Here is a 24,932-nt window from a genome sequence, read left to right as displayed (position 1 = left end):
CTTGCTGCCGCCGCCCGGCTTCGCGCCGCGCCCGAGCTTGCCGCGCGGCCCCGCTGCGGCTGCGCCCTTGCGCCGCCCGCCGGCTCCGCGCTTGCGCTCGCCACCCGCGCCCGGCGGGCGATTGCTCCACTCGCCGCCTTCGCCGCCACGGCTGCTGCCGTCGCCGAGCGCGATGCCGCCCCGTCCGCGGCCGCCGCTGCGCTCGCCACGCCCCGCGCCCGCGCCGGCGCGATCGCGCCCGCGCGAGCCGCCGACGAAGCTGACGAACTGGCCGCGCGGCTTCATGTCGACCATCTCGAAGTCGATTTCGTGTTCGTCGATTTTGACCCGGGCCACGCGCACTTTCACTTCGTCGCCGATCCGGTACACCTTGGAGGTGCGCTCGCCGATCAGCGCATGCTGCCGCTCATGGTAGTGATAGTAGTCGTCCGACAGATCGCTCAACCGGATCAAGCCTTCGACAGTGTTATGCAGCTCAACGAACATGCCGAAGTTGGTCACGCTGCTGATGATGCCGTCGAATTCTTCGCCGATTTTGTCCAGCATGAATTCGGCCTTCTTCAGTGCATTGGTCTCCCGCTCCGCTTCGACCGCCACCCGCTCGCGCTCCGACGACTGCCGGGCAATGTCCGGCATACGCCCGCCCAAGTAGTCGACCCGCTGCGCCGACAGCGTACCCGCCTCAAGCACCTCGCGCATGACGCGATGGATGATCAGGTCGGGATAGCGCCGGATCGGCGACGTGAAGTGCGAGTAAAAGTCGGCCGCCAGGCCGAAATGGCCGAGCGCTTCCGCTTCGTAACGCGCCTGCTTCATCGATCGCAGCAGCACGGTGCTGATGACAGTTTCTTCTTTCGTGCCCTTGATCTCTTCGAGCAACGCCTGCAGGGCGCGCGGGTGTACGGTATTGCCCTTGCCTTTGACCACGTAGCCGAAGTTCGTAATGAATTCCATGAAGTTGAACAGTTTCTCGGCGTCCGGATTTTCGTGGATACGGTACAGGAACGGCACTTTCATATAATGAAAATGCTCCGCCACCGTCTCGTTAGCCTTCAGCATGAATTCTTCGATGATTTGTTCGGCGATCGAACGCTCTCTTTTGACGATATCGGTCGGTTTGCCGTTCTCGTCGACGAGAATTTTCGACTCCTGGAAGTCGAAGTCGATCGCGCCGCGCTGCATCCGTTTCGCCCGCAGCTTCATCGCCAACTCTTCCATCAGCTTGAAGTCGTCGACCAGCGCCGCATATTTCTTCATTACCTCCGGATCTTCATCGGCCAAAATTTTGCGGACATTGGTGTAGGTCATCCGTTCGGTCGTTTTGATCACGCTGGTGAACACGTCGTGGTTCACAACGTTGGCGTTCGCGTCGATCTCCATCTCGCACGACATCGTCAGCCGCTCCACCTTCGGATTCAAGCTGCAGATGCCGTTCGACAGCCGGTGCGGCAGCATCGGAATGACCCGATCGACCAAATACACGCTGCAGCCGCGCGCGTAGGCCTCACGGTCGAGCGCCGAATTTTCGCGCACGTAGTAGCTGACATCCGCAATATGCACGCCGAGCAGGTAGTTGCCGTTCGGCAGCTTCTCGACGTTGACCGCGTCGTCCAAATCTTTGGCATCTTCGCCGTCGATCGTCACGATCCGTTTCGCCCGCAGGTCGCGACGGCCTTTGCGCTCTTTGGCGCTGATTTTGTCCGGGACGGCTTCGGCTTCCGCCATCACTTCGTCGTTAAATGCTTCCGGCAGCTGGAATTTGCGGATGATGCTGATAATGTCGACGCCCGGGTCGTCCTTGTGCCCGAGAATTTCGATCACTTCGCCTTGCGCCGCCGCCCTGCCTTCCGGGTACGTCAGGATACGCACGACGACCTTCTGCCCGTCAACCGCGCCGAGGAACGCCGACTGCGGGATCAGGATGTCCCGCCCGATCCGTTTGTCGTCCGGCTCGACGAAGCCGAACCCTTCGTGGCTGCGGAACAGCCCCACGACCTGCGTCACCGCCCGCCCCACAACACGTGCGACTTCGCCTTCGAACCGGCCGCCTCCCTGGCTTTTGGCCGTGATGCGCACGAGCACGGTATCCCCGTTCATCGCCGACCCCATGTCGTTCGCATGTATGTACACGTCGGGGTGATCCTTGTCGTCCGGCAGCAGGAAGCCGAACCCCTTGGCATGCGCTTGCAGCTTGCCGCGCAGCAGGTTCATCCGCTCCGGTATGCCGTAGCGCTCCGAGCGCGTACGGACGACTTTCCCTTCTTGCTCCAATCGATTGAGCAGCTTGAGGAACTCCTTGAAGTCCGCCGCTCCCTCAATTCGAAAATGTTTCTCCAGCTCGCCATAGGTCATCGGCTTGTATGCCGTTTCCCGCATAAATTCGAGCAATTCTTGTTCTTCGATCATCATCGCCACCTTCTTTATGGTTATTATTCACCGTTTCCCGTCTTCCGAAACACACCCCGCAGCCAAACAAAAAGCAGCAGGGACGGTCCCCTGCTGCAGGCGTTTGTTCATGAAGTTAAAGCTTATTCACCGCATAAGCCACTAACACGGCGAGCAAAATGAACGCAATCGCAAACCCGGTCGTTACCCGGGACAAAAGCAGGTCGAGACCGCGCGCCTTCTGTTTGCCGAACAAATGCTCCGCACCGCCCGAGATCGCTCCGGCAAGTCCGGCGCTTTTCCCTTTTTGCAGCAGAACCGCTGTAATCAAGCCGATCGAGGCAATAACGAGCAGGATTTTAAACAAGACTTCCATCGTAAACCCTCCTACAATCATGAAGACAGTAAGGGTATTATAACACGCCCGGATGCAAAAGACAACCAGTAGGACGATGAGCAACCGGTATGACAGAAGCCGGCCGATGCGGCATCGCGCGAACAAAATATTTTACCACGAGCACCCTATTTTTCCTTATTTCCTGCTATAATTTAGTCGAAAATTCCATTCCTATCCCATATAAGGAGAATCGCATGGAGACAGAATTGCAAGCCCGCCCCCGCTCGGAAGATTGGAGGCCCTGGCTGCTCGTCTGGTTCAGGCCGCGTTATACGATTCGTCAGTTTCTGGATTCCGCACAGCCGCTGCGGCATTCGGTGGCGATCTGCATGATCGCCGGCACGTTCAACATCCTGCAAAGAGCCTTGGAAAAAGGCATCGGCGGCAAAACCGGTATCGGCGAACTGCTTCCGATATCGGTCTTAACCGCCTGCACGGTCGGTTTCCTCTTCTATTACCTCGCCAGCGTCGTGCTGAAGGTAACGGGCAAATGGCTGGGTGGGCAAGGCACCAGTGCCGATCTTCGCGTCGCTTTGACCCGCGGGGTCAACGCACCGGCGATCCTGCTCGGATTGTTGTGGCTGCTGCAGTTGCTTGCGCTCGGGAAAGAGGTGGGGGCCGGCGACTCGATGTTCGACCTCTATTCGTTCCGCGACCGCCTGGAGTTCCTGTTCGCTGTAATCAACCTTGTACTCGGCATCTGGATCCTGATTATCGCATGGAAAGCGATCGGCGAAGCGCATCGTTTCTCCGCTGTCAAAGCGTTTCTGAGCATGCTTATTCCCGGTGTGATTATTGTCATGCTCATCGCGGTCGTCACGGTCGTTTATTCGATGGCAAGCTGAGCCGCGCGCCATTCCCGACGCCTACAACGCTCCCACCAACCGCCCCGCCGCCACTTTGCCGACCAGTTCCATGGTCGCCACCGCGTCCGCTCCTGCCGGCTGGGGCATCGTTCCCGCCCGAAGCGAGTCGAGAAAATAACGCATCTGCTGCGGAAATCCGTACGCGTAGCCTTTCAGCTGCTCCCCGGCCACGCCGCCCACCGGCTCCGGCTGCGGCTTGAAGGTCGACGCAAGCACGTTGTCGCGATACAGCACGACTTCGTCCGGCAGCGAAGCGTAAAGCGAATAGCCGTGGCCGTGAAACGAATAGCGCTCCACCCGGGCCCCGGACAACCAATGCGAGCTCAGCAGTCCCGTCGCGCCGGAAGCGAATTCCAGCGCCGCCTGATAACCGTTGGCGTAGGTGGAGTCGTCGCGGCGGATCATGCTCTGCACATGCGTCACTTCGCCGAGCAAAAAACGGAGCATGTCAAGGGAATGGACGATGGTCGCCTCAAGGGGCGTTATGCCGAACATACCCGGAAAATCGATCGGTTCGTACTTGTTGAACTCCGCCGTGGCGTGCCATACGGGCGGCAGCTCGGCCAGCAGCCGGCGAATGTGGCCGACGACCGGCATGTGCCTGCGGTTGAACGCCGCCAGCCAAGGAACGCCGCCGGCGCTTGCGGCTGCGGCGATTCGCTCCGCTTCCGCCCGGTCGAGACCGGGCGGCTTCTCCGCATACACGGGAATCCCGCGCCGGAGCGCGGCAATGGCCAGCTCGCACGTGTATTTGGGCGGGACGGCGACGAATACGGCATCCAGCGGCTCCGCGTCAAGCAGCTCCTCCGCATCCGCATAACCGCGCGCGACGCCGAACTTCGCCCGGTTGACATGCAGCCGGTACGGCTGCACGTCGCAGATGGCGCGGACGGCGACGTCCGGCCAGCGGCACAGGTTGGGCAGCAAAATGTTCTGCCCGATATGGCCGAGCCCGACGACGCCGACCCGCAGGGGCGCCGCGCTCATCGCGAAGCCGCGATGCGGTCGTAAGGAAACACGGTCGACTTGAACATGCGCTAACCTCCTCGTTGCTCCATGTGTTTGGAGCTGGTTTATCTCTACAGCCGTCGCATCAGCTCGAGCGCCTTGTCGTCATACAACTGCCGCCATTCCGGGGCGAGCAAACATTCCATTACTTCGTACCCGCCCTTGTCGTAGTGGTCGACAGGCGGCGCGTAGTGCATATACCCGTTGGTAAAAGCGGCGACGAACGTAAACGGATGCGGCGACACCTGCTTCAACTGCAAACCGACTTCCACCAGCAATTCGGCCGGGGCGGTGACGATCGCACAATCGCCGATCCTTATGGCTTGCACCTCGGCCGGGATGTCAGGCTCGCCCGCCGCCTCGTTCAGCGCCTGATGAACCTTCATCGTGGCGATATCCTCCTGGATGTGGATCAATTGCTCCATGGTGCGGATGTTCGCGACGTAACGCGCCAGATTGCCCCGGTTGTGAGCGTCCATCGAGGTCAGTTCGATGGAGCCGATTTTGGCCTCCTGCATGTAGCGGTAGGCATAGTCCGCCGGGTAGTCGGGGGAAAGCGCGTATTTCAGATACAACGGCAGGAACGACTTGAAATTGAGCGCCGTCCGGCGCAGCGACGCCACCAGTTCCTCCTGCTCCCGCAGCCGGGCCTCGATCCGGGCGGTTATGTCCGTCCGGCGCGGCAGCCGAATCGTTTCGGAGAGCACGCCGAGGTCGGCGTCCGGCTTCGTTGCGATGGCGCGAACGGCGCGCAAGGTGCTCAAGCCAAGCATGACGCCGGCCGTTTCGCAGTTGCGGGGGCGGTGAACATCTTTAAAATGAAGCTCGACGATATCCCCGCAAGCGCCCTGCAGAAACAACGCCATCGCGCCATGCCCGAGGTTCTCTTCGATCGTCCGCGAGGCGAAGCCGATCATGTTGGCGGTGACGCCCCGGTCCGGAACGCCGATCAGCAGATGGCAAGCGAAGTTGTACACGACCGCAAACGGTCGGCCGTCCAGCCCATCGAACCGCAGCACCCCGATCGCCGGATCGATCGGCCCCGTATCGGCCACTTCTTCGTCCGGCGGGCACGGGTGGGCATAACGAATGGCCCCGTGCCGGCCGTCCTTCATAATCAGGTTGCGATTGACGCTGATTCGGTCCTCATGGCCGAAGCCTGCGCCAACTTTCACTTCCGTCATATGCAGACATGCTTGCCGAACCGCTGCGAACGATCGCTCGACCTGCTCGTCATCCTCGCAGAGCAGCCGCCCCTGGGGATGAGTGTGCGACGCGTTGACCAGCACATGGCCGCCGGGTATGCCCAGCTCGCTTTCGATCCGTTCCCGCAGCCTCGGCAGGAAGCTGTCCGGGATATCCCCCAGCCCGCCGCCGATCGCCAGCGCATCCAGCGCCAGAATGACGAGCCGGGTGCCGCCGTCGTCCAGCACCAGCGCCTTGGCCAGCAGCGGATCGTGAATCCGCACGCCTTCGGCGCTTGTCGTCAAATCGCTTGCGCCTACTCCCGCGCGTAAACTCATGCTTTTCCCCTCCCGCTTCGCCGCGTTTATCCTTTAATGCCCGAATAATTCATGCCCTGTACAAAATATTTCTGCGTAAACACGAACAGAAACAAAATCGGAATCACGGAGCTGACGACTCCGGCCATGATGCCCGGGTAGTTCATGTGTTCGATGTCGTCCGACATGACCTTCAAGCCGATCGGAATCGTATAGAGCGTGGCGGTGCGAATGTACAGCAGCGGCGCCTCGTAGTTGTTCCAAGTGCCGACGAAGGTCAGTACCAGCAGCGTAACAAGCGCCGGCTTGGTCAAGGGCAGCAGCACGCGCCAATAAATCGTGGCGTGCCCCGCGCCGTCCATTCGCGCCGCCTCGGCCAGCTCATCCGGCACCGACAGGAAAAACTGCCGCAGCAGAAACGTGCCGAACGTACCGCCGAAGAAAGCCGGCAGCCACAAGGCCATATGGGTGTTGAGCAAGCCGAACTGTTTGTACAGAATAAAAGTCGGCAGCATCACGACCTGGAACGGGATCATCATCGTCGCCAGTTTGATCAGGAACAGGGCGTTGCGGCCGGCGAATTTGATTTTGGCATAGGCATACGCCGCCATGGAGCACGACAGGAATGTGCCGAACAGGACGATCGCCGCCACCTTGACCGAATTCCAGTAGAAAAGCGCGAACGAAACGCCGATCAACGATCGTTTCCAGACATATATATAACCGTCCCAAACGAGCGGGTGCGGAATCCATTCGATTGGATAGCGGAATACCTGGGCGTCCGTCTTGAACGAGGTGGACACCATCCACAGGAACGGGAAAATCATCGATGCCGCCAACCCGTACGAAAATACGATGCGCAGGAGCGTGCCCCATTTTTTTGCGTTGCGCACAGTTGTCTCCTCCCGCTACATATAATTGACCCACTTCTTCTGTCCGCGCCATTGCAGCAGCGTAATGACCAGTATGATGACGAACAGCACCCAGGCCATCGCGGAGGCGTAGCCCATTTGGCTATGGACGAAAGCCGCCTTGAAAATGTAATAGCCGATCACCGTGCTTGCGGTGCCGGGACCGCCTTCGGTGAGGATCTGGATCTGCGACCACATCATGAACGTGTCGATCATGGAAATAATCAGGATAAAGAACGACACCGGCGAAATCATCGGCAGCGTGATGCGGAAGAAGCGCTGCGCTGCGGATGCGCCGTCCACTTCGGCGGCTTCGTACAAATCTTTGGAAATGCCCTGCAGGCCGGCGGAATAGAGCAAAATTTTGTAGCCGAGCCCCTGCCAGGTCAGCATGAGCAGTACGGCGGGCTTCACCCAGACGCTGCTGCCGAACCATTTGGGCGGATGCTCGAACCCGAGGCCGAACAGAAACTGGTTGACCACGCCTTGCGTCGGATGAAGCAGTTGAAACCAGATGAGCGAGATGGCGACGAAGCTGGTGATGTAAGGCAAATAAACGACGCTGCGCACCAGATTGCGGCCGAAAAACTTGATGTTGAGGATGGACGCGCATACGAGCGCCAGCAGCATCTGCACCGGAATGAACAGCACGAAAAACAAATTGTTGAGCAGCGACTCCCTGAACCACGGGTCGTGCAAGCTGTCGCGGTAATTGGCCCAGCCGATAAAACGGATGTCGCTCCAGCCGGACAGCATATCCCAGTCCGTGAAGCTGATCGTCAGCGAAAACAACACGCCATACACCGTAAAGATGCCGAAGCCGACCAGATTCGGCAGGATGAACAAATAGCCGGCCGCGTGCTCTCTCCATCGCCCGCGAGACATGGCGGGCCCTCCTTCCCCGGGATGCCCGGTTCGAACGCGGGCGAGGACTTGCACCTTCCGCTCCGCGGTGTACCGCACGAGCTTCGGCAGGAAGCAAGCCCTCATCCGTCCGTTCACACAACCGGGATGTCTCCCTTACTTCTTCTCTTTGTCGTAGATGGCTTGCGCCGCCTTCTGCGCGTCGGCCAGCGCCGGTTCGACCTTCTTCTCGTCCGCCAGCACCAGCGTCAGCTCTTTCGTCAGTTCCTCCAGCATGCGGGACGAATATTCATAATCCGCTCTGTATTTGGGGAAAATCGCCACCTGCGCCGGATCGACGATCTTCTTGTACATCTCGTTCCGGCTCTTTCCTTCCACAGGCGTCCCGTTTTTGTCCTTATAGAAGCGCCAGTCCTGGAACAGCTGCTTGCTGTCCGCCTTGGTCCAGGCGGGAATCCGTTTGGCCACCTTGGCCGAAAGCTCCAGCCCCTTGGTGGTGTACCACTTGAGGAACTGATACGCTTCGTCCGGATGCTCCGACGTCTTCGTAATGGAATAACCCGTGACGATCGTCGTGATCTGGTTGGCCGGGCTGGAGGCGTCCCACCGCGGCATCTTCGCCATGCGGATCCAGTTCTTGTCGTCGGCCTCCTGCGTCATTTGTCCGGTTACCTTCCAGTCGTCCAGCCCCAGCATGTTGTTGGAGGCGGCGAGCGTGGAACCGAGTTCGCCGGACAGCGTGCCATAGACGGCATTCAATTTGGTGGCGTTGACGTCGGCGTTCGACGGCATCGATTTATCGGTGAAAATCGCCTTGTAGTACAGGTCCGCCGCCTTTTTCAGAATCGGGCTGTTTATGTTCGGCTTGCCGTCGGCCGTCACGATGTCCCAGCCGCCGTAAATGGCAAGATCGAGAATGCCTTTCAGCGCTCCCTGCCAGTGCATCCCGCCGAAAACCGTCGACTTGCCGTCGGCCGACTTCTGCGTCAGCTTGGCGATCCAGTTGAAGTAGTCGTCGAACGTCCATGTGTTTTCGTCCGGGAGCGGTACGCCGGCCTTATCCAGCACGGACTGGTTGTAAATGACGACGCTCGGGGAGAGGATCTTGGCGATGCCGTAAATGTCGTCGCCGATCATCGTCGCTCTGCCGTATGCGCCGAACTCTTGCAAGTAGTTCAAGTTGTCCTTCTTCATCAGGTCGTTCAGCTTCAAATACATCTTCGAAGCCTTGTCGCGGAACGTATCGCGCTCCATGATCGCGATGTCGATCTTCTCTCCTCCGGCGATGCCGATGCGGATTTTGTCCCAGGAGTCCGCGCCGGTCAGCACGACCAGTTCGACGCCGATGTTCGGGTGCAGCTTGTTCCATTCCGGGAGGATCCGGTCGAACTCGTCCTTGTCCAGCGCCGACACGGTATACAGCCTGAGATTCACTTTCTTGTCCGACTTGTCCGACTTGTCCGACGTGTCCGCCTTGTTCGTCTGGGTCGGCGTTGCGCTGGCGACGGTCTGCCCTGTCGTCTTGTCGCTCTTGCCGGAGCAGCCTGCGACCAGCATCGCCAGCAAGCCAACGATCAGCCAGGCGGCCAACCACCCTTTCCTCTGTCTCATTCGGCAACCTCTCCTTTACGCATCTTCAATTCGCGATTCGCGCTTCGGTGCGCCTTGCGGTGCACCCGTCTTCTATTTAAGCGCTTCCGGTCCGGGCCGTACATCGCCGGATCTGATCTTTGCTGTGCGATTCCGACTTCTCAGTTCAGGACGACGCCCATTTCGTCGAACCAGGCTTCATGCCCCGCGGTCGTGGAATTGTCGACCGTCGCCATGATGCGCAGCACGTGATCCGGCGCGGAAGGCGCCGTGAAGGTGACGGACTGGGCAGCCCAGGACGTGTTCGTAAACGTGCGCGAAGTCAAGTCGACGCCGGCCGTCAGGTCCGTTACCCGCACCCGTCCGGTCGTTCCCGCCCCGGCCACCTTGCCGGCAAACGACATCGTATAGGAGGCGTTCGGCACGTAGCCTTTCCACTCGTAGTAGAGGAACTTGATCGCCGCCGACGCGCTGGACGTCACATGAAGCGCCGATGTCCCGGCGCTCTTGTCCGCCGCGTCCAGCTTGACCTCCGCTGTCGTATTGCCCCCGTTGCGCTTCCAGTAGCGCGGCAGGGCCGCATCGTACAGGTCGGCCGTCTCGAAGCCGCCGTTCGGCAGATCGGAATCGGCCAGCGCCGGCAAGGCCCGCACTTCGTCGAACTGAACCTCCGCACCCGCCGGCGCGCTAGAGGCAGGATGCAGGCGAATGCGCACATCATGCCCGGCTGGCGGCGTCACGAAAGCAAACGTGTCGTCCGCCCAAGCAGTATTCGCAAACGTGCGGCTGCTGAGCGTCGAACCCGCCGTCACATCGTACGCCTCGACGGTGCCGCTAACCGTACCGTCCGTTATGCCCGAGAACGCAACAGTGTATGCCGTTTGCGGCTCGTAGCCGGTCAACTTCTGCTCCAGCCCTTGTACGGCGGCGCCGTCGGTACGCAGCACCGCAACATGTTTGCCCGCGTAGGGCGATGTCCCGGAGACAAAGGCGGTGCTGGCCGTAGACAACCAGCGGTCCCAGCCGGCCGGCAAAGTGGCGTCGGTTGTCGACGCCAGCTCGAAGCCGGGATTCGACGTTTTGTTCGGGCTGCCCTTGAACACGCCGGAAGCGGGATATACCGTACAGATGTCCGTGCGGCAAATCGCGTTCGCAATGTCCCATACTTCCCGGTTGAACGGGCTGAGATCGACCCAATGATGGAATAAATACGTGCGCAGCACGTCGTCGCGATGATACGGCGTGCGATTCAGGTACCAGGACAGCACCGGCTGCGTCAGGCTGCCGTTCCAGAGCACGTTGGTGAACGTGCGGGCGAACTTGTCGATGTCGCTGCCGCCCATGACGAATCCTTCGCGGTAAGCGGCGAGCACAGCAGGCAGGTTGGCGGCCGCATGCGACAGATCGTCGGAATACTGCGCGTAATTGACATACAAGCCGTCGTCCCAGCTGCCGAGATTGTCCCAATAGTTCCATTCGTACGCGCCGCTGTCAATCGTATTCGTACGCAGATGGCTTTTGAACGTACGCATCAAATCGTTCGCCCGGCTCAAGTAGTAAGGCCGTTCCGCCGCATAGGCGGGAATGCCTTCGGTGGCCGCATACAGGTTATAAAGCAAAGTGACGTAAACGTTGTAGTGGTTGTGCACCTCGCTGCGGGTCGGGAACCATTCCGTGTCGTTGCCGGAAGGCAGCAGGTAAATGCCGGTGCCGTTATCCTGGCCGTCGGTGCCGGTCAGCTGCACCCAGATATTGTCCCACTTGCGGAACAGGTTGTCGGCGGCAAACGCCAGATAGCCGTCGGCAATCGCCTTGTACTTGGCGTGCAGGCGAGCATCCTGGTAAACGGTGCGCACGAATTCGACAATCGGCGCGCCGATCCGGCCGTCGTAATGGAAGTGTTCCGTGATCGGTGCCAGCACTTGTTTGGCGTAATATACTTGCATCGTTTGCCCGGCTGTGCCCGATGTCATGTACACTTCGGCCTGAAGCTCGTGCGTCGGGTCGGCCGGCGTCGTGAAGTCGAGCAGCTGCGAGCCGCTTGTGTTGAACGTCTTCGCGGCAATAACGGCGCCGGCCGTGACGTCGCGGATGCGCATGCCGCCCGTCGCACCCGGGGAAAGCGCCGTACGAATTTCGAAAGCGTGCGGAACGGACGGTTCGTAATTCAGAATCCGCTGACCGATCAGCGGATCGTTCGTGCCGTCGTGGACAAGCTCCATGCCCCAGTCGCCGTTCGGGTAGGCGTCGGGGTCGTTCGTGCGGTGGGCGTTGCCAAGCGGCGTCGTGGCGCTGCGCGTCCAGCCCCCCGCTTCCGTCTGCACGATCGAACGGATCGAGAAGGTGTCCACCGTCACTTCGAATCCGTTCGGCGCGCTGTTGTGGTACACAACGAGCTGCAGATCCTGCCCGGCCGTTGCCGGCGCCGCAAATTCAAACGCATAGCGGGTCCAGCGCGTATCGGCAAACTCTTTGGTTACAATTGGGGTGTTGGTTGTCGCGTTCAACAGCTGCACCCGTCCCCTGTAGTTCGGATCGGATACTCTTCCGTTGAAGGTAACGACGTACTTCTGGTTCGGCGTGTAGGTCAAATGCTGGTAGATTCCCTGAAAAGCGGACCCGCTGCTCTTCACTCGCAGCCCGTACGTGCCGCTGTGCCAGTTGTTGATGCCTGATGCCAAATAGACATTGGCGGAGGTGGAAACGGGAAACCTCGTCCAGCTTTGCGGCAGCGTCGCGTCCCCGGGATCGACGATTTCCATGCCGCGGTTGTTGACGAGCTCCGGACCGGGCGCGTCCGCCAGCTTCACGCTGACGTTGTCGAAGCGGGCTTTCAGCCCCGCCACGTCCGTGCCCTCGAGCCCCAGCCGCAGCTGGATCGTGCCGCTGGACGGCGCCGTGAACTGGAACGGGAATTGCTCGTAATTCAGATGGTGCACCCGGGCAAAAGCAAGCACCTGCGAGGTGGTAGCGTTGTACACCTGGATAAGCCCGTTGGCCTGTTCGGTTTCCACGCCGCTGTAGGCGCTGACCGCATATGTTTTGCCGCCGGCGAGGCCGGTGATCGTCTGCACCAGCCAGTTCGCGTTCGTCCCGTCCAGTTCGACGGTTGCGCCGGCGCTGCCGGCGAATACGTCCGGCGCCGCCGTCGAACGCTGCGACTTGGCCGAATTGACGCCCGGCGTCCACCCGTCGGGAATGCCGTTCGCGTCCGCGTCCGTTTCGAAGCCGCCGTTGACGATCAGCTCAGGCGACGAGGAGGCGCCACCCGCAGCGGCGAAGTCCGTATTTTTCAGCAGCCAGTGGGCCGTTCCTCCGTCCGACCAGCCTTCATAACCGTCGCCGTTGATGTCCTGCGCGCCGGCGATAATCCGGTCGGCGTGTTCGACGATTTTGTCCAGCCACTTGGTGTCTCCGGTCGCATCGTACGCATTCTGGTAAGCTTCCATGAAGTAAGAATCGCCCCAGGCCAAATCCCCGCCGATCGGCGATTCCGAATACCCCAGGCCGTTGTTGACGGCCTGGTCCTGAACCAGCAGCTCGTCCAGGCTGGTGTCCGCCGCCCGGACGTTCGTCGCTGCGCCGAACATCGCGAGCGCCATCGCCGCAATCGCTATTCCCCGCATCGTTCTGTACACGAATCGTTCCCCCTCTTCGTTCGAATGATGAGACACCCCCATTAAAGCATATCGATTTCGCCATGGACATCGTCAGAACCGACCTTTGATTCGCAGAACCGACCGGATCGCCCGCGGCACGGCAAAAGCCACCACGCGCCGTCGATCGGCGGGGATGGCTTTTGCCTGGAACCTACGCTTCACCTAGTGCCAGCTGCACAGCTTCTCCCACTCGGTTGCGCTCTGCACGACTGCGAACGGTTCGAGCCGGCTGCGGGCGATGTGGCCGCGCGTCCACCGGTTCGTCGGCTGCGTCGCGTCCTGGTAGCGCCAGTCCACGCTCCAGCGGATGCGGTCCGACGTGTTCGGCTGCCCGTAATGGAACATCAGGTTGTTGAACAGCACGATGTCGCCGGGATCGACTTCGATATCGACGGCGTCCTTCAGCAGCGGCGCAAGCACGGAGGCGACGATTTCGATATACGGCTCCTTGTCCACGTGCTCGACGACGCCCAGCTTGTGGCTGCCGGGGATGAACTGCATGCAGCCGTTCTGTTTGGTCGCCGGCACCAGCGGCGCCCACACGTTAATCATCCGGAACGTGTCCACCTCGGTGCCGCTGTCCACATGCTGGCTTTTGCGTTTGGTATAGCCGCCGTCCTGGTGCCAGAGCACATGCGTCCCTTCCCAGAGCGGAAACTTCGGCCGCACCGTGTAGTTCGGATACAGGCGGAGCTCTTCGCCGAGGAAACAAGCCATCACATCAAGCAGCTTGCGGTTGAAAAACAGTTCGTACAGCTCGGCCACGTGCAGCGTGTGGTCAAACGATTTTGGCGCGAGGTCCATCCGGTCCTTGAACAGCCGGTACAGCCGCTTGTCGAACGGCTCCCGCTCCATCGCGTCCTCGACGACGCCGTTCGCTTTCAGCTTGTCCGCAAGCGCGTCCACCTTCTCGCTGCACACAAGCTTCACCTGTTCGATCAGCGCCTGATCGAAAAACTGCCGAATAATGACGTACCCCTGCGTGTCAAACCGTTCGCCAATCTCCTTCAGCAGCGCTTCGCGATTCGTTTCATCCCACGTTAACGGTTGCATGCGCATCCTCCTCCTCTTTCCCTCTCGTCTCCTTGTCGCGCGCCGTCGCCACGATTGGGTCTGGCGGCCATTTCATCTTACTTGTATGATGGTCATGAACGAATGGACGATAACGAGACGAATTTGCACGATTTCGTATATCGGGGTATCGGGGAGGTGCCGCCGCATGCTGGAGCTGAATCTCGATCATGTGCTGCTGAAGCGCGAATTCGAAAAAACCCAACTCGAGCCAAGTTGGAACTTGAATCGCGTCGGGCCGATCCGGGATTACGACCTGTGGTACATTTGGGAGGGAGAAGGGGCCATCACGCTGAACGACACGCGCTTCCCGGTGTCCGGCGGAAGCTGCCTGCTGATTCGCCCCGGCGATTACATCTCCGGCACGCACAATCCGGCGAAGCCGATTCTCGTGACTTATTTGCATTTTGCGCTGCTTGCGGAGCCGCAGTCGGTCCCGGATCATTACCGGAACATCCACGAATCGACCCATTTCGGCTATTTGCTCGACCGGTACGTCTCGCAGATGCGGAGCAAGATGTACGGCAGCGAATGGGAGGCCAAATGGATTCTGATGCAGCTTCTGCTGCACCTGGTCCGCGAGGACATGCAGCCGGTCCGGCAGTTCACCGCCATACAGGCGATGGCCGAGGTGGTCCGTTACATTCACCAGTATCCGGCCAGACGGCATAAAATCAACGAATTGGCGCAAAGGGCCAACTACTCCGCCGGCTATTTCGGCAAAAAGTTCAAGGAGCTGTACGGGCAATCGGTCGAGTCGTACATCATCAAGGTGCGGATGGAGCGGGCCGACTATTTGCTCAAGCAGAGCAGCATGAACGTCGCCGAAGTCGCCGATGCGCTCGGCTATCCGGACGTCTATTTCTTCAGCCGCCAATTCAAGCAATACATGGGTTTGCCGCCTTCCAAAGCAAGGTAGCGCGAGGGCATGCCCGTTCATCCTCCCCGGTAGTCGGTGACCGATTTCCCCGTTACTTTCTTGAATATTTTCGAAAAATAATTCGGATTCTGATACCCCACCCAGTAGCCGACCTCGTAGCTTTTGACCGTAATGTCGTTCAGCAGCTCCTTCGCCCGTTCGATCCGGTATTCGTTCAAATAGTCGACGAAGCCAAGACCGGTTTCCTTGCGGAACAACCGGCTGACATAGTCCGGGTTCATGAACAGCGAATGCGCAATCGTCTGCAGCGAAAGCGGTTCGCGGTACCGTTCGGCGACGATTTGCCGAATCGCCTTGACGATGCGGCTGTGGCTGTTGTCGCGGCTGTCGAGCACACAGTCGATCACGAGCGTGAAGCTGGCGAGCAGCCCGTCCTTCAGCTGCGCCAGCGTCTCGAATTCCGCCAGCCTGGCGTGCAGCAGCCGGTCCTCATCGAACAGCTCGACGATGCGTTCGGACAAGCTTTTGAAGTGGCGCGACAGCAGCAGCACCAGCTCAAGGCAAATCGCGCGAACCTGCTCCGGCTCGAGCCGCTCGTTATCGAACGCCGTGGCGAACAGCTCGCCGATCGCCCGGGAAACGGCCGCCCGGTCGCCGCGATCGACCGCTTCGGCCAGCCGTTTCTCCGCTTCCTGCGGGTAAGCCGGCCGTTCGTTGTCCGCGAACCGCGGGTCGTAAGGAATAACGGCGCCGAAGCCGCGGAAGAAGCTTCTGCTTGCGGCAGCCGCCGCTTCCCGGTAGGCGTCCCGCACGCCGCCCCGGCCGGCCGCCTGGTCGCCGATTCCGATCGCGGCGCGAAGCCCCGCCTGCTGCAGCACTTGCAGCAGCTCCCCGGCAAGCCGGGTCGCCTGTTCATCTGCGCCCACTACTGCCAGGCGGCGCGATTCGTCGGCGACGGGAGGCAGCATCCCCCGCCGGTCCATTTCGCCGGCGAGCAGCCGCTTCGCTTCGGCGATCGTGTTGTCGTCGGGGAAGCCTTGGAGCTGAATGACGAGAACGAACGGATCGCGTGTGGAAAGCGCTTCCACCGCGTCCGTTGCGGCTTCCTCCGGCCCGAACAGCAAGTTCCGCACGGTCCGCTCCCGCTCCTCGCTCGCGCCCCGTTCGATCAGCCGCCTGTCCCGGTTGCGCCGGTCGAGCGTTTCCTTCAGCCTGCGGAACTTCGCCGTAAGCTCCGGCAGCTTGGTCGGCTTCAGGATATAATCGAACGCGCCGAGCTCCAGCGCCTTCTGCGCGTATTCGAAATAGTCGTAGCCGCTGAGAATCATCACTTCGACGCCTTCGTACCGCAGCTTGATCTGCTCGAGCAGCGCGATGCCGTCCATGAGCGGCATGCGGATATCGGTCAGCACGACGTCCGGAGGTCCTTCCGCCTCCATCCGCTTCAGCGCTTCCATCGCGCTGGCCGCATCGCCCTGCACGGCGAAGCCGAGCTCCGGCCAGGGGACGATCGTGCGAATCCCCCGGCGAATTTTGTCCTCGTCGTCCACGATCATCACGTTGTACATTTGCGGACACCTCCTTGGGCTGGCTGCCTGAACCTTGCTCGCATGCTAGCTGGCTTCTTCTTTCTGCCGCGTTACCGTTCGTTCTCGCCGATATGCGGCGGGAGCCGCACCTCGATCCGCGTCCCTGCGCCTTGTTCGCTGTAGATGGTGATGCCGTACGCCTTGCCGCAGTAGAGCTGGATTCGTTCGTTGACGTTGTGGATGCCGATCCCTCTGCCCGGCTCGGGGTCCGTGTCGTGAAGGGACAGCCGAACCGCGTCCAGCTGTTCCGGGGACATGCCCAAGCCGTCGTCGATGATTTCGACCAGCAAATAGTCGGGCCGGATCGACCCGTTGATCCGGATCAGGCCGCGGTCGTGCTTCAGCTCGATGCCGTGGTAGATCGCATTCTCCACCAGCGGCTGCAAAATCAGCTTCAGCGTACGATAGCCGTACAGCCGCGGATCGATGTCCCACTCCACGTCGAATTTGTCGCTGTAGCGCTCCTTCTGGATGAACAAATAGTTTTTCACGTGGTTAATCTCGTCTTCGAACAGCACGATCTCCTTGCCTTTGCTGATGCTGAGCCGCAGCAGGTCGGACAGCGCGGTCACCATCCCGCTCACCTTGTTGGCCCCGCCCGTCATCATCATCGCTTCCCAGTTGATCGATTCGAGCGTGTTGTACAGGAAATGCGGGTTGATCTGCGCCTGCAGCGCGTTCATTTCCGCTTCCTTGCGGCGAATGCCCTGGCGGTAATTGTCCTCGATCAGCTCCGACAGCTGGGCCATCATCATGTTGAACCCTTCGGCCAGCCGTTCGATTTCGTCCCCCGTGCGCAGCGCAATCCGCACCGCCGTATTCCCCCCGGCGGCATCCGCCATCGCCAGATTGATCTGGCGGAACCGGCGGTTCATGCGATGGATGAACCAGTAGATCGCGGCCACGATGAACGCCAGATTGGCGGCCACCAGCCCGTAGGAAACGCGCCGCGGCCAGCCCATGGACGCCGCAAGCGCAGCCGTCGGCACTTCGCCCACGATGCGCCAATCGGCCGTTGCGAGCTTGCTGTGCACGACCAGCAGTTCGTCCCCGTCCGTCTCATCGAAAAAATAGCCGCCGCCGCTCGTGCCGAGAATACGCTCCCGGGCCGGCTCGCGCATTTCCCCTCCCACCAGCAGCTTGTCCGGATGGGAAACCACCTTTCCTGTTTCGTCGATCAAATAAACGCGCATGTCCGGCTCCTGCTTCCCCATGTTGTACGCCCGTTCGACGGACAGCTCGTTGACATGCAGCGCAATGTAGCCGAGGGAATCGAAAAAAGCGATATTGCCGTAATTCTCCAGCGCGATCAGCCGTTTGCCGAAATTGAGGTAATACGTGCCGCAGCCCTGCACCACGCTTATCCATCGCGTCGCGTTCCGCTCCGACAGGACGCTGCCCAACTGTTCCTTCAGCAGCGGCTGCCGGCATCCGCCGGAATAAACGGGCTTGCCTTCCGGGTCGAGCAGCGTCAGGCCGACGCTGCCGGAGGCGATCTCTTCGATTTTGCCCGCAATCCGCTGCACCCGCCCGCCCAGCTCCGTTTCGTCGATGTCGCCATTGGCGAAGGCCGCCATGGCGGTGTTCAATTCTTTTTCGCCGAACAAATAGTCCAGCCACTGGTTGTCGTTCTGCAAGCCGATATCGATCTTCTGCGCGGCGAGCTCCAGCTTGTTGCGATAATACGTGATCGATTGCCGCTCGATCGTCTCGGCCGAACGATGGTTCAGCACGAGCACCGACAGGAGAATCGGAACCGTGATGATGACCGTGTACATCAGCACGATTCCCGGTATGCTGCCGGGCAGCAGATGGCGAAGCGAACGCGTCGTGTCTATGCGTTGGGAGAAATCGCCTTTGCCTTTGCGAATGCTGCCCACAATCAGCTCGATGCGGTGCAGCGGTGTCGTGTAGCGGTAGGAAACGAACAGGGACAGGATGATGGAGCTGAGGAAGCAGCTTACCCCCACCAGAAAAATGAGGTTGCGGAGCGCGCTGATTTCCGCCAGCAGCTTGTCGGTGCTCATGATGCTGACGATTTTCCAGGACGTGTAGGCCGAAGTGGCGTAGGCGACAATCGCCCGCCCGCGATTCCCGGCCAGCGTGAAGCCGCCGCTGTCCGCTGACCAGAGGCCGTCGTTCGCGCCGATGCGCGCCGGGTCGGCCGCCGCTTCCGTTTGTCCGTATTGGAACAGCACACTTCCTTGGGCGGAATGGATTTGCAAATTGATGCGAATGCCGGCAAGCAGCTCGTTCCAGATCCCGCTGCGGACGTAGACGACGATATAGCCCCGGCTCTCGCCGGTTTGCCGGTCCGTAATCCGTTTGGCCATCATCATCTTGCCGTCCGTTGGCGCCGCTTGCGCCCCGTCCGTTCGAGGCGCGGCGTTGTTGCGGTCGATCCATGCCGAGTCTTTGCCCTGCAGCAGCTCCTCGAGCCGGGCATACGTGTAGTTGTTGGCGTAAGCGTCGCCCGTCGACAAGCGGTACAGGGCTTGCCGGTCCCGCGGAATGATTTCGAGGTAGTCGATCTCCTTGTTGCGCTTGAGCACCACATCGTTCAGCGCCCCGCCCAGCGCGATGGCCAGCCGGTTCCGCGCTTCCGGGTCCGTCTCCCCGCCGCCGTCCAGCAGCCGGTGCACGACCGGGTTCGCTTCCAGAAGCAGCACTTCGCTTTCGATGCGGCCGAGCACGAGATCCATATTGCGGCGCACCGATTCCAGTTGGTCCCGGTTCGTGTGCTTGGCATTGTCGGTAACGATCCGCGCCGAGTACGAGTAAAAAAACAAGCTGGTGACGAGAAAACAAAGCAGCGACACCGCCGCTGCGTACAGGGTCAGCTTATGCTTGATTTTGCTCCACAATCCGCTTCCCCCCACCCGCTGCCGAACGTCGCCGCTTCGCTGCTCCCATTATACCATTGCCTATTCTCATTAAAGTACAACCGCCCGGCCGTTTACAGGTCGAATTCCGACTTCTGTGGTACAAAACCGACTGTATGCCGGTTCACTCCATCGGTTCGAGCGGGGAGGGCGGCGAAATAAGCCACCTTTTATGGCCTATTTCGCTAAAAATGGGGAGTCGCGACGAAATAGCCAGCGATTTCACTGGCTATTCGCGTCAAGCTGCCCGGATTGGCGTCATTTGGAGCAAATAACCAGTGTTTTTACTGGTTATTTTCGACGAAGCAGGCGAAATGAGGACAATAGGCCATTTTTCATGGCCTATTTTGTTCGCCGCAGCGCCAGTCGTGGCCGCCAAGCGGGGTTAGCCGCTTTTGCAACCGCAGCATTGTTGTATCCGCGATTATAGTTTGTATATCGGCGCTCGAGAGTCCGCTGCTATACTCAAGGGCATTCGGGAGGAGGGATGCGGCACACATACTTTTTTGCAGGTTTGCCGTAACAAGCAAGGGGTTCGCACCAACGATCGATTGGGGAGGAGTGCCGGTTTGGAAAACATTTTGCCCATCCGCAGCCGACTGTCGCTGCGGGAAATCGCCGCCCTGCTGGCCGAATGGCAACGCAGCCGGCCGCAATACGCCGACGTGCGGGCGATCGGCCGCAGCGGCGGGCACGACATTTGGCTGGCGGAGCTGACGGACCGCAGCATCGATGCCGAGCACAAAGACGTGGTGCTCATCACGGCCATGCATACCGGAATGGAAATTTCCGGCGGGAACGCGGTGCTGACGCTCGGCAAATGGCTGCTTTCGGACGATCCGAAAGCGCGGGACATTTTGCGCAAGCTGGTCGTCGTGCTCATTCCGTGTCCGAATCCGTTCTCGTACGAGAAAGCGGATATCAACTACCAGTTCCGCAACGAAAAGGCCGGCGACCCTTATCAGGCGCCGTGGTCGTTCGAAGGCGTCAGCGATCCGGAGCTGTACCCGGAGGCGGAAGCCGTGCGGCAGGCGATCGACCGCTACGAGCCGGACGTGCTGTTCGACAGCCACGGCGTCTGGAGCGCCGGGCAGATCATGGTCGAAACGATCAGCGTCTCCGCGTTCGGCCTGTACAAAAGCTTCAACCGCCGCATCGTCGACGACATTCGCGCGGCAGCGGAAGCGGCCGGTTATCCGCAGGACAGCGAAGACGACCGGCAGCGGCTGCTGCCGACGGACGCCGTCTGCCGGGACGCCAAATGGCGGCACCACTTCCAGAACGTCAAGGAAGGCTGCAACCAGGGCATCTACGCGTACAACAAGTACCATGCCATGGTGATGTCGATCGAGGTCGCGTTCGAGGAAAGCGGATTTCTGCGCATGCGCCGGCTGCTCGAGATCGGCACCGAACGGGCGCCGCTCGAATATTACCCCGGTTACCCGAACCGGGGCATGAACGGCGGGCTGTTCCACTCGGTGACAGCGTATGGCGCCACGCCGGGGCAGCGCCGCCGCAGCCGCGTGGAGCTATGGGACAAAATCGGCGGCTTCACGACCGGCCTGATGCATCCTGAGCTTCCCGGGAGGCTGATGTATGTATGCAGCACGTCGCGGGAGACGGATCGCGCCGTGTTCGAGCGGGCATTCGGACAGCCGATCCGGGACTTCATCGGCAGGCTGGACGGACGCGCCGGCTTCGACACGCAGCGGCTGCGCGCGTTCATGGACCCGGACCCGGGGCTGTACCTGGCGCTCGACCTGCAGCGCACGAAGGAGGAAGCGCTGACCGACGCCTCGCGCGTCATCCCGCTTCCGTCCGGGAACGAGCCGGACACAAACCGCGACAGCGCCATCCGCCACGGCATCGCGTTCAAGCTGCGTATTCCCTATCCGCACGCGGTGCTGCAGGACGTATCGCTGAACGGCAACCGGCTGGCCGAATCGGAAACCGATGGGTATGTCGCGTGGAAAGACGGCTGCTGGACGATCGTGCAGGTGAACGTGCCGCCGGGAGCGGACAGCGAGCTGTCCGTCGTGACGGTGGCGTACGATCCCGTCGACGTGCGGCTGGAAGGCGTCTTCGATCCCGCGAACCCGCCGAACCCGGAGCGGCTGCTCCTCGGCGGGTCGGTCGGGCCGATCCGGCCGCTCGCCAAGCAGGACGGCGCGCCGGTGAAGGAGGCGGACAGCCCGTGAAGCCGCCGGTATCGATCGGGACGCGCGTCGAACCGTTCGTCGACGATTGGCTGATCGACGAAATGGCGGCGCTGCGGCTGAAGCTGCACCCGCCCGAGCGCAAGGAAGTCGTCTTCGTGCCGGACCGCCCCTGGGAAGGGCCGACGAGCGGCTACTTCTCCGTCATCCAGGACGAAGACCGGATCCGGCTGTATTACCGCGGCTACTGCCCCGGCGAAGACAGCCATGCCGAGCAGACGACCTGCTACGCCGAAAGTGCGGACGGCATTCATTTCGTCCGTCCCGAGCTTGGGTTGCACCCGTTCGGCGGCAGCAACCGCAACAACATCATCCTGCGCGGCGTGGCGGCGCATAACTTCGCGCCGTTCCTCGACCGGTCGCAGGCGGCCGGCAGCGATGCGCGATACAAGGCGGTCGGCGGCGTCGGCACCGGGCCGGCGCGGCTCAACGTCGGCGAGCTGTTCGCGCTCGCGTCCGCCGACGGCGTGCACTGGCGCTATATGCAGGAGGGGCCGGTCATGACGGACGGCGGCTTCGATTCGCATAATGTCGCCTTCTGGGACGACACTAACAAACGATACCGCTGCTACAACCGCTACTTCCACGACGGCCGCCTGCGCGCGATCCAGAGCGCCGAATCCGTGGACTTCCTCGCCTGGGGCCCGCAGCGGCGGAACGAGTACGCGGCGGACGCGCCCGAGGAACATTTTTACACCAATTCGACGATCCCGTGCCCGGGCGCGGAGCAGCTGTACGTGTCGTTCCCGATGCGCTTCGTGCCGGAGCGGCAGCTGATCGCCGAACACGCCCACCCGGGCGTCAGCGACACGTTGTTCATGACGAGCCGCGACGGCGTCCGCTGGGACCGCAGCTTCCGCGAGGCGTGGCTGCGCCCCGGACCGGACCGGCGCAACTGGACCGACCGCAGCGGCATGGCGGCGTTCGGCGCCGCAGAGCTGGCGGCCGAGCCCGGCCGGCTGTCGTTCTACGTGACGGAGCATTACCGCTGGGACGACATGCGGCTGCGGCGCGTCTCCGTCCGCAAACACGGCTTCGCATCCGTTCACGCCGACTACGACGGCGGCACGTTCGTCACGCGCCCGCTGACGTTCGCCGGCAGCAGACTGCTGCTGAACTTCGCCACGTCCGCCGCCGGCTCGATCCGCGCGGAGCTGCTGGACGCCTCCGGCCAGCCGGTCGACGGCTACCGTCTCTCCGACATGGAGCCGCTGTACGGCGACACCGCGGACGGCCTCGTAGAGTGGCGAAACGGCGCCGATCTGACGCCGTGGATCGGCCGCACAGTCCGGTTCCGCTTTGAGCTGAAGGACGCCGACCTGTTCGCGCTGCGAACCGCGCCGGCAGACGCATAACGCGCCGCCGAACGGCAGCCAAACGCAAGCCCGTTGTATTTTCGCAACAGGTTTGTATGGAGCGCGGCGCGAGAATTTGCTATCGTTACTATCACACAGCGACGTTTCACATCCACAGAGGGGAAGGGATCACATGCATGTGACCAAATGGGCGGCTCCTGCCGCCGCAATCGGCCTGCTTGCCGCTGCCGTCGTCGGCTGCTCGTCGAGCAAGGACGCCGACAAACCCGCATCGTCCGCACCTGCAGCCACGAGCGCGGCAGCGACTGGCTCGCCGGCCAAAACCGAAGAGAAAAAAGATTTCGGCTCCGCCGTCTTCATCACCGCCCCAACGTTCGAGAAGCCGGGCCTCAAGAAAGTCTCCGACTATATCAAAGACAAGACCGGCGCCGGCATCGAGCTGAAATTCGCCGAAAACGCGGCGCAAACATTCAACCTGATGATCGCATCGGGAGAGAAGGTCGATTCCGTCGGCTTAACTGCAAGCGATTTCAACAGCGCCCGCTCCAAGGGGCTGCTCATGCCGCTCGACGACCTGCTGGCCAAATACGGCGCCAACCTGAAGAAAAACATCCGCCCCGATCTGTGGGACTGGACCAAGGGCGACGACGGCAAAATATACGCCATCCCGAACGAAGCGTTCATGTTCCCGAACGTGCCGTACATTCGCGCCGACTGGCTCGCCGCCGTCAAGCTGCCGGTGCCGCAGACGATCGACGATTTCGAAAAAGCGATGCGGGCGATCAAGCAGCTCAACCCGAGCAACGCGACCAAAAAAGGCGAGCTGTACCCGATCTTCATCGAAGCGACGCGCGCCGACCAGGCGCTGCTGGGCGGTTTCCTGAAGAACGGCGTCTCCTGGTGGAAAAGCGCGGACGGCACCTACCTGCCGCCGGAGATGGACCCGGACTACAAGACGTATTTGCAAACGCTGCAAAATTGGTACAAGGAGAAGCTCGTCCATCCCGAAACGTATGCGATTACGGCCGACGGCGGGGCAACGAAGCTGAAGGAGTTCATCGGGCAGGACCTGGTCGGCGCAACGATCGGCTCGTACGGCCGGGATAACGGGCAATACGACAACCTGATCAAGCTGGCGCCGAAGTACGCCTACGAGCCGACGGCCCTGTCGCAGAAGTACGCGAACGGCGTCGCCGCGATTCGCCAGCCGGGCGGGTTCAAGGTCATCAGCGCCAAGGCCAAAAACGCCGAAGCCGCCATCCGCGTCTACGACTGGATCGCAACCAGCATCGAAAACACGACGATTTCGCGGCGCGGCCTGCCGGGCATCATGTACGACTACACGGACAAGGCCAAAAATAAAATCAAGGTAATCGACAAAGTCGATCCCGCGCAAGAGTTCGCCGTCGGCGCGTTCGAATTCCTCGACATCGACAACTTCGTCGAAGAGACGGAAGGGCCGTACTGGGACTACTACTACGAGAACCTGCGCAAAATGCGCAAGCTGACCAACTACACGCCGCTCGACCAGGCGCTTAACCTGAACGAGCTGATCCTGCCGTCGGTGCAGAAGAACAAGGCGACGCTCGACGCCGCCAAGCTGGAGACGTTCATCCGCATCGCCACCGGCGAGCTGCCGGTATCGGCCTGGGACGAGTTCCTGACGAAGTGGCGCAAGATGGGCATGGACGACATCATCAAGGAGAAGAACGAGATTTACAAAAAAGCGGGAAAATGAGCCGTCGCGCCGAGCATAGAGACGCCCGTCTTTATGCTCGGCGCGCATCATAACGGCA

General features: G+C 61.0%; 16 protein-coding genes. 5 read left to right on the top strand and 11 right to left on the bottom strand.

Annotated features, from left to right (window positions below; genetic code table 11):
- A partial coding sequence (gene rnr / locus EXY20_RS37725; protein WP_135557609.1) for a ribonuclease R occupies positions 1-2,406 on the bottom strand: 2,406 nt, incomplete at its 3' end.
- Between the two features lie 115 nt (positions 2,407-2,521).
- Positions 2,522-2,761 carry a preprotein translocase subunit SecG gene (gene secG, locus EXY20_RS37720; protein WP_135557608.1) on the bottom strand — a complete coding sequence of 80 codons (240 nt, stop codon included), beginning with the start codon at positions 2,759-2,761 and terminating at the stop codon, positions 2,522-2,524.
- 215 nt (positions 2,762-2,976) lie between these two features.
- Here secG and EXY20_RS37715 point away from each other — a divergent pair, with 215 nt between their 5' ends.
- Entirely contained in the window at positions 2,977-3,627 is a 651-nt protein-coding gene (locus EXY20_RS37715) for a YIP1 family protein (protein WP_167859801.1), read from the top strand.
- A 21-nt stretch (positions 3,628-3,648) separates the two neighbouring features.
- Here EXY20_RS37715 and EXY20_RS37710 read toward each other — a convergent pair whose 3' ends face one another.
- The 7 genes from EXY20_RS37710 to EXY20_RS37680 all read right to left on the bottom strand — a co-directional run bounded on the left by EXY20_RS37710 (position 3,649) and on the right by EXY20_RS37680 (position 14,235).
- Positions 3,649-4,635, bottom strand: a complete 987-nt coding sequence (locus tag EXY20_RS37710; protein ID WP_135557606.1) for a Gfo/Idh/MocA family protein — start codon at positions 4,633-4,635, stop codon at positions 3,649-3,651.
- Positions 4,636-4,727: 92 nt separating this feature from the next.
- Complete coding sequence (locus EXY20_RS37705) at positions 4,728-6,179, bottom strand: hypothetical protein (RefSeq protein WP_135557605.1); 1,452 nt, start codon at positions 6,177-6,179, stop codon at positions 4,728-4,730.
- 26 nt (positions 6,180-6,205) lie between these two features.
- Positions 6,206-7,051, bottom strand: a complete 846-nt coding sequence (locus EXY20_RS37700) for a carbohydrate ABC transporter permease (protein WP_135557604.1) — start codon at positions 7,049-7,051, stop codon at positions 6,206-6,208.
- Between the two features lie 15 nt (positions 7,052-7,066).
- Positions 7,067-7,954 (bottom strand): carbohydrate ABC transporter permease, encoded by an 888-nt coding sequence (locus EXY20_RS37695; protein WP_167859800.1) that lies wholly within the window; start codon positions 7,952-7,954, stop codon positions 7,067-7,069.
- A gap of 135 nt (positions 7,955-8,089) precedes the next feature.
- A complete protein-coding gene (locus EXY20_RS37690) occupies positions 8,090-9,544 on the bottom strand; it encodes an ABC transporter substrate-binding protein (RefSeq protein ID WP_135557602.1) in 1,455 nt (484 codons plus the stop codon).
- Between the two features lie 140 nt (positions 9,545-9,684).
- Positions 9,685-13,161: a hypothetical protein gene (locus EXY20_RS37685; protein ID WP_135557601.1), complete on the bottom strand. Its 3,477-nt coding sequence runs from the start codon at positions 13,159-13,161 to the stop codon at positions 9,685-9,687.
- Positions 13,162-13,344: 183 nt separating this feature from the next.
- Complete coding sequence (locus EXY20_RS37680; RefSeq protein ID WP_167859799.1) at positions 13,345-14,235, bottom strand: phytanoyl-CoA dioxygenase family protein; 891 nt, start codon at positions 14,233-14,235, stop codon at positions 13,345-13,347.
- 166 nt (positions 14,236-14,401) lie between these two features.
- Between EXY20_RS37680 and EXY20_RS37675 the strand changes: the two genes are divergently transcribed.
- Positions 14,402-15,172, top strand: coding sequence for a helix-turn-helix transcriptional regulator (locus EXY20_RS37675; protein ID WP_167859798.1), 771 nt, complete (start codon positions 14,402-14,404; stop codon positions 15,170-15,172).
- Between the two features lie 17 nt (positions 15,173-15,189).
- Here EXY20_RS37675 and EXY20_RS37670 read toward each other — a convergent pair whose 3' ends face one another.
- Together EXY20_RS37670 and EXY20_RS37665 are read right to left on the bottom strand one after the other, a co-directional pair.
- A complete protein-coding gene (locus EXY20_RS37670; protein ID WP_135557598.1) occupies positions 15,190-16,701 on the bottom strand; it encodes a response regulator in 1,512 nt (503 codons plus the stop codon).
- Between the two features lie 71 nt (positions 16,702-16,772).
- Positions 16,773-19,586 (bottom strand): cache domain-containing sensor histidine kinase, encoded by a 2,814-nt coding sequence (locus EXY20_RS37665; protein ID WP_135557597.1) that lies wholly within the window; start codon positions 19,584-19,586, stop codon positions 16,773-16,775.
- A gap of 587 nt (positions 19,587-20,173) precedes the next feature.
- On the opposite strand from EXY20_RS37665, the gene EXY20_RS37660 reads away from it, so the two are divergent.
- The 3 genes from EXY20_RS37660 to EXY20_RS37650 all read left to right on the top strand — a co-directional run bounded on the left by EXY20_RS37660 (position 20,174) and on the right by EXY20_RS37650 (position 24,874).
- Positions 20,174-21,802 (top strand): M14 family zinc carboxypeptidase, encoded by a 1,629-nt coding sequence (locus EXY20_RS37660; protein ID WP_167859797.1) that lies wholly within the window; start codon positions 20,174-20,176, stop codon positions 21,800-21,802.
- A complete protein-coding gene (locus EXY20_RS37655) occupies positions 21,799-23,175 on the top strand; it encodes a hypothetical protein (protein ID WP_135557595.1) in 1,377 nt (458 codons plus the stop codon). Before EXY20_RS37660 ends, EXY20_RS37655 begins: the two co-directional genes overlap by 4 nt.
- Before the next feature lie 133 nt (positions 23,176-23,308).
- Complete coding sequence (locus EXY20_RS37650) at positions 23,309-24,874, top strand: type 2 periplasmic-binding domain-containing protein (RefSeq protein ID WP_135557594.1); 1,566 nt, start codon at positions 23,309-23,311, stop codon at positions 24,872-24,874.
- Positions 24,875-24,932 lie beyond the last annotated feature (58 nt).

The sequence above is a fragment of the Paenibacillus cymbidii genome (assembly GCF_004764705.1).
In the GTDB taxonomy this organism is placed as follows: Bacteria; Bacillota; Bacilli; order Paenibacillales; family NBRC-103111; genus Paenibacillus_AN; species Paenibacillus_AN cymbidii.
The sequence above is the reverse complement of the archived record's forward strand: the minus strand, read 5'-3'. Positions and strand labels throughout refer to the sequence as shown.

What these genes read in the sequence shown, in the direction of transcription:
- EXY20_RS37705 (WP_135557605.1), bottom strand. Translation starts at nt 6,179, where the DNA reads ATGAGTTTACGCGCGGGAGTAGGCGCAAGCGATTTGACGACAAGCGCC.
- EXY20_RS37695 (WP_167859800.1), bottom strand. Translation starts at nt 7,954, where the DNA reads ATGTCTCGCGGGCGATGGAGAGAGCACGCGGCCGGCTATTTGTTCATC.
- EXY20_RS37715 (WP_167859801.1), top strand. Translation starts at nt 2,977, where the DNA reads ATGGAGACAGAATTGCAAGCCCGCCCCCGCTCGGAAGATTGGAGGCCC.
- EXY20_RS37690 (WP_135557602.1), bottom strand. Translation starts at nt 9,544, where the DNA reads ATGAGACAGAGGAAAGGGTGGTTGGCCGCCTGGCTGATCGTTGGCTTG.
- EXY20_RS37650 (WP_135557594.1), top strand. Translation starts at nt 23,309, where the DNA reads ATGCATGTGACCAAATGGGCGGCTCCTGCCGCCGCAATCGGCCTGCTT.
- EXY20_RS37680 (WP_167859799.1), bottom strand. Translation starts at nt 14,235, where the DNA reads ATGCAACCGTTAACGTGGGATGAAACGAATCGCGAAGCGCTGCTGAAG.
- EXY20_RS37710 (WP_135557606.1), bottom strand. Translation starts at nt 4,635, where the DNA reads ATGAGCGCGGCGCCCCTGCGGGTCGGCGTCGTCGGGCTCGGCCATATC.
- EXY20_RS37675 (WP_167859798.1), top strand. Translation starts at nt 14,402, where the DNA reads ATGCTGGAGCTGAATCTCGATCATGTGCTGCTGAAGCGCGAATTCGAA.
- EXY20_RS37670 (WP_135557598.1), bottom strand. Translation starts at nt 16,701, where the DNA reads ATGTACAACGTGATGATCGTGGACGACGAGGACAAAATTCGCCGGGGG.
- secG (WP_135557608.1), bottom strand. Translation starts at nt 2,761, where the DNA reads ATGGAAGTCTTGTTTAAAATCCTGCTCGTTATTGCCTCGATCGGCTTG.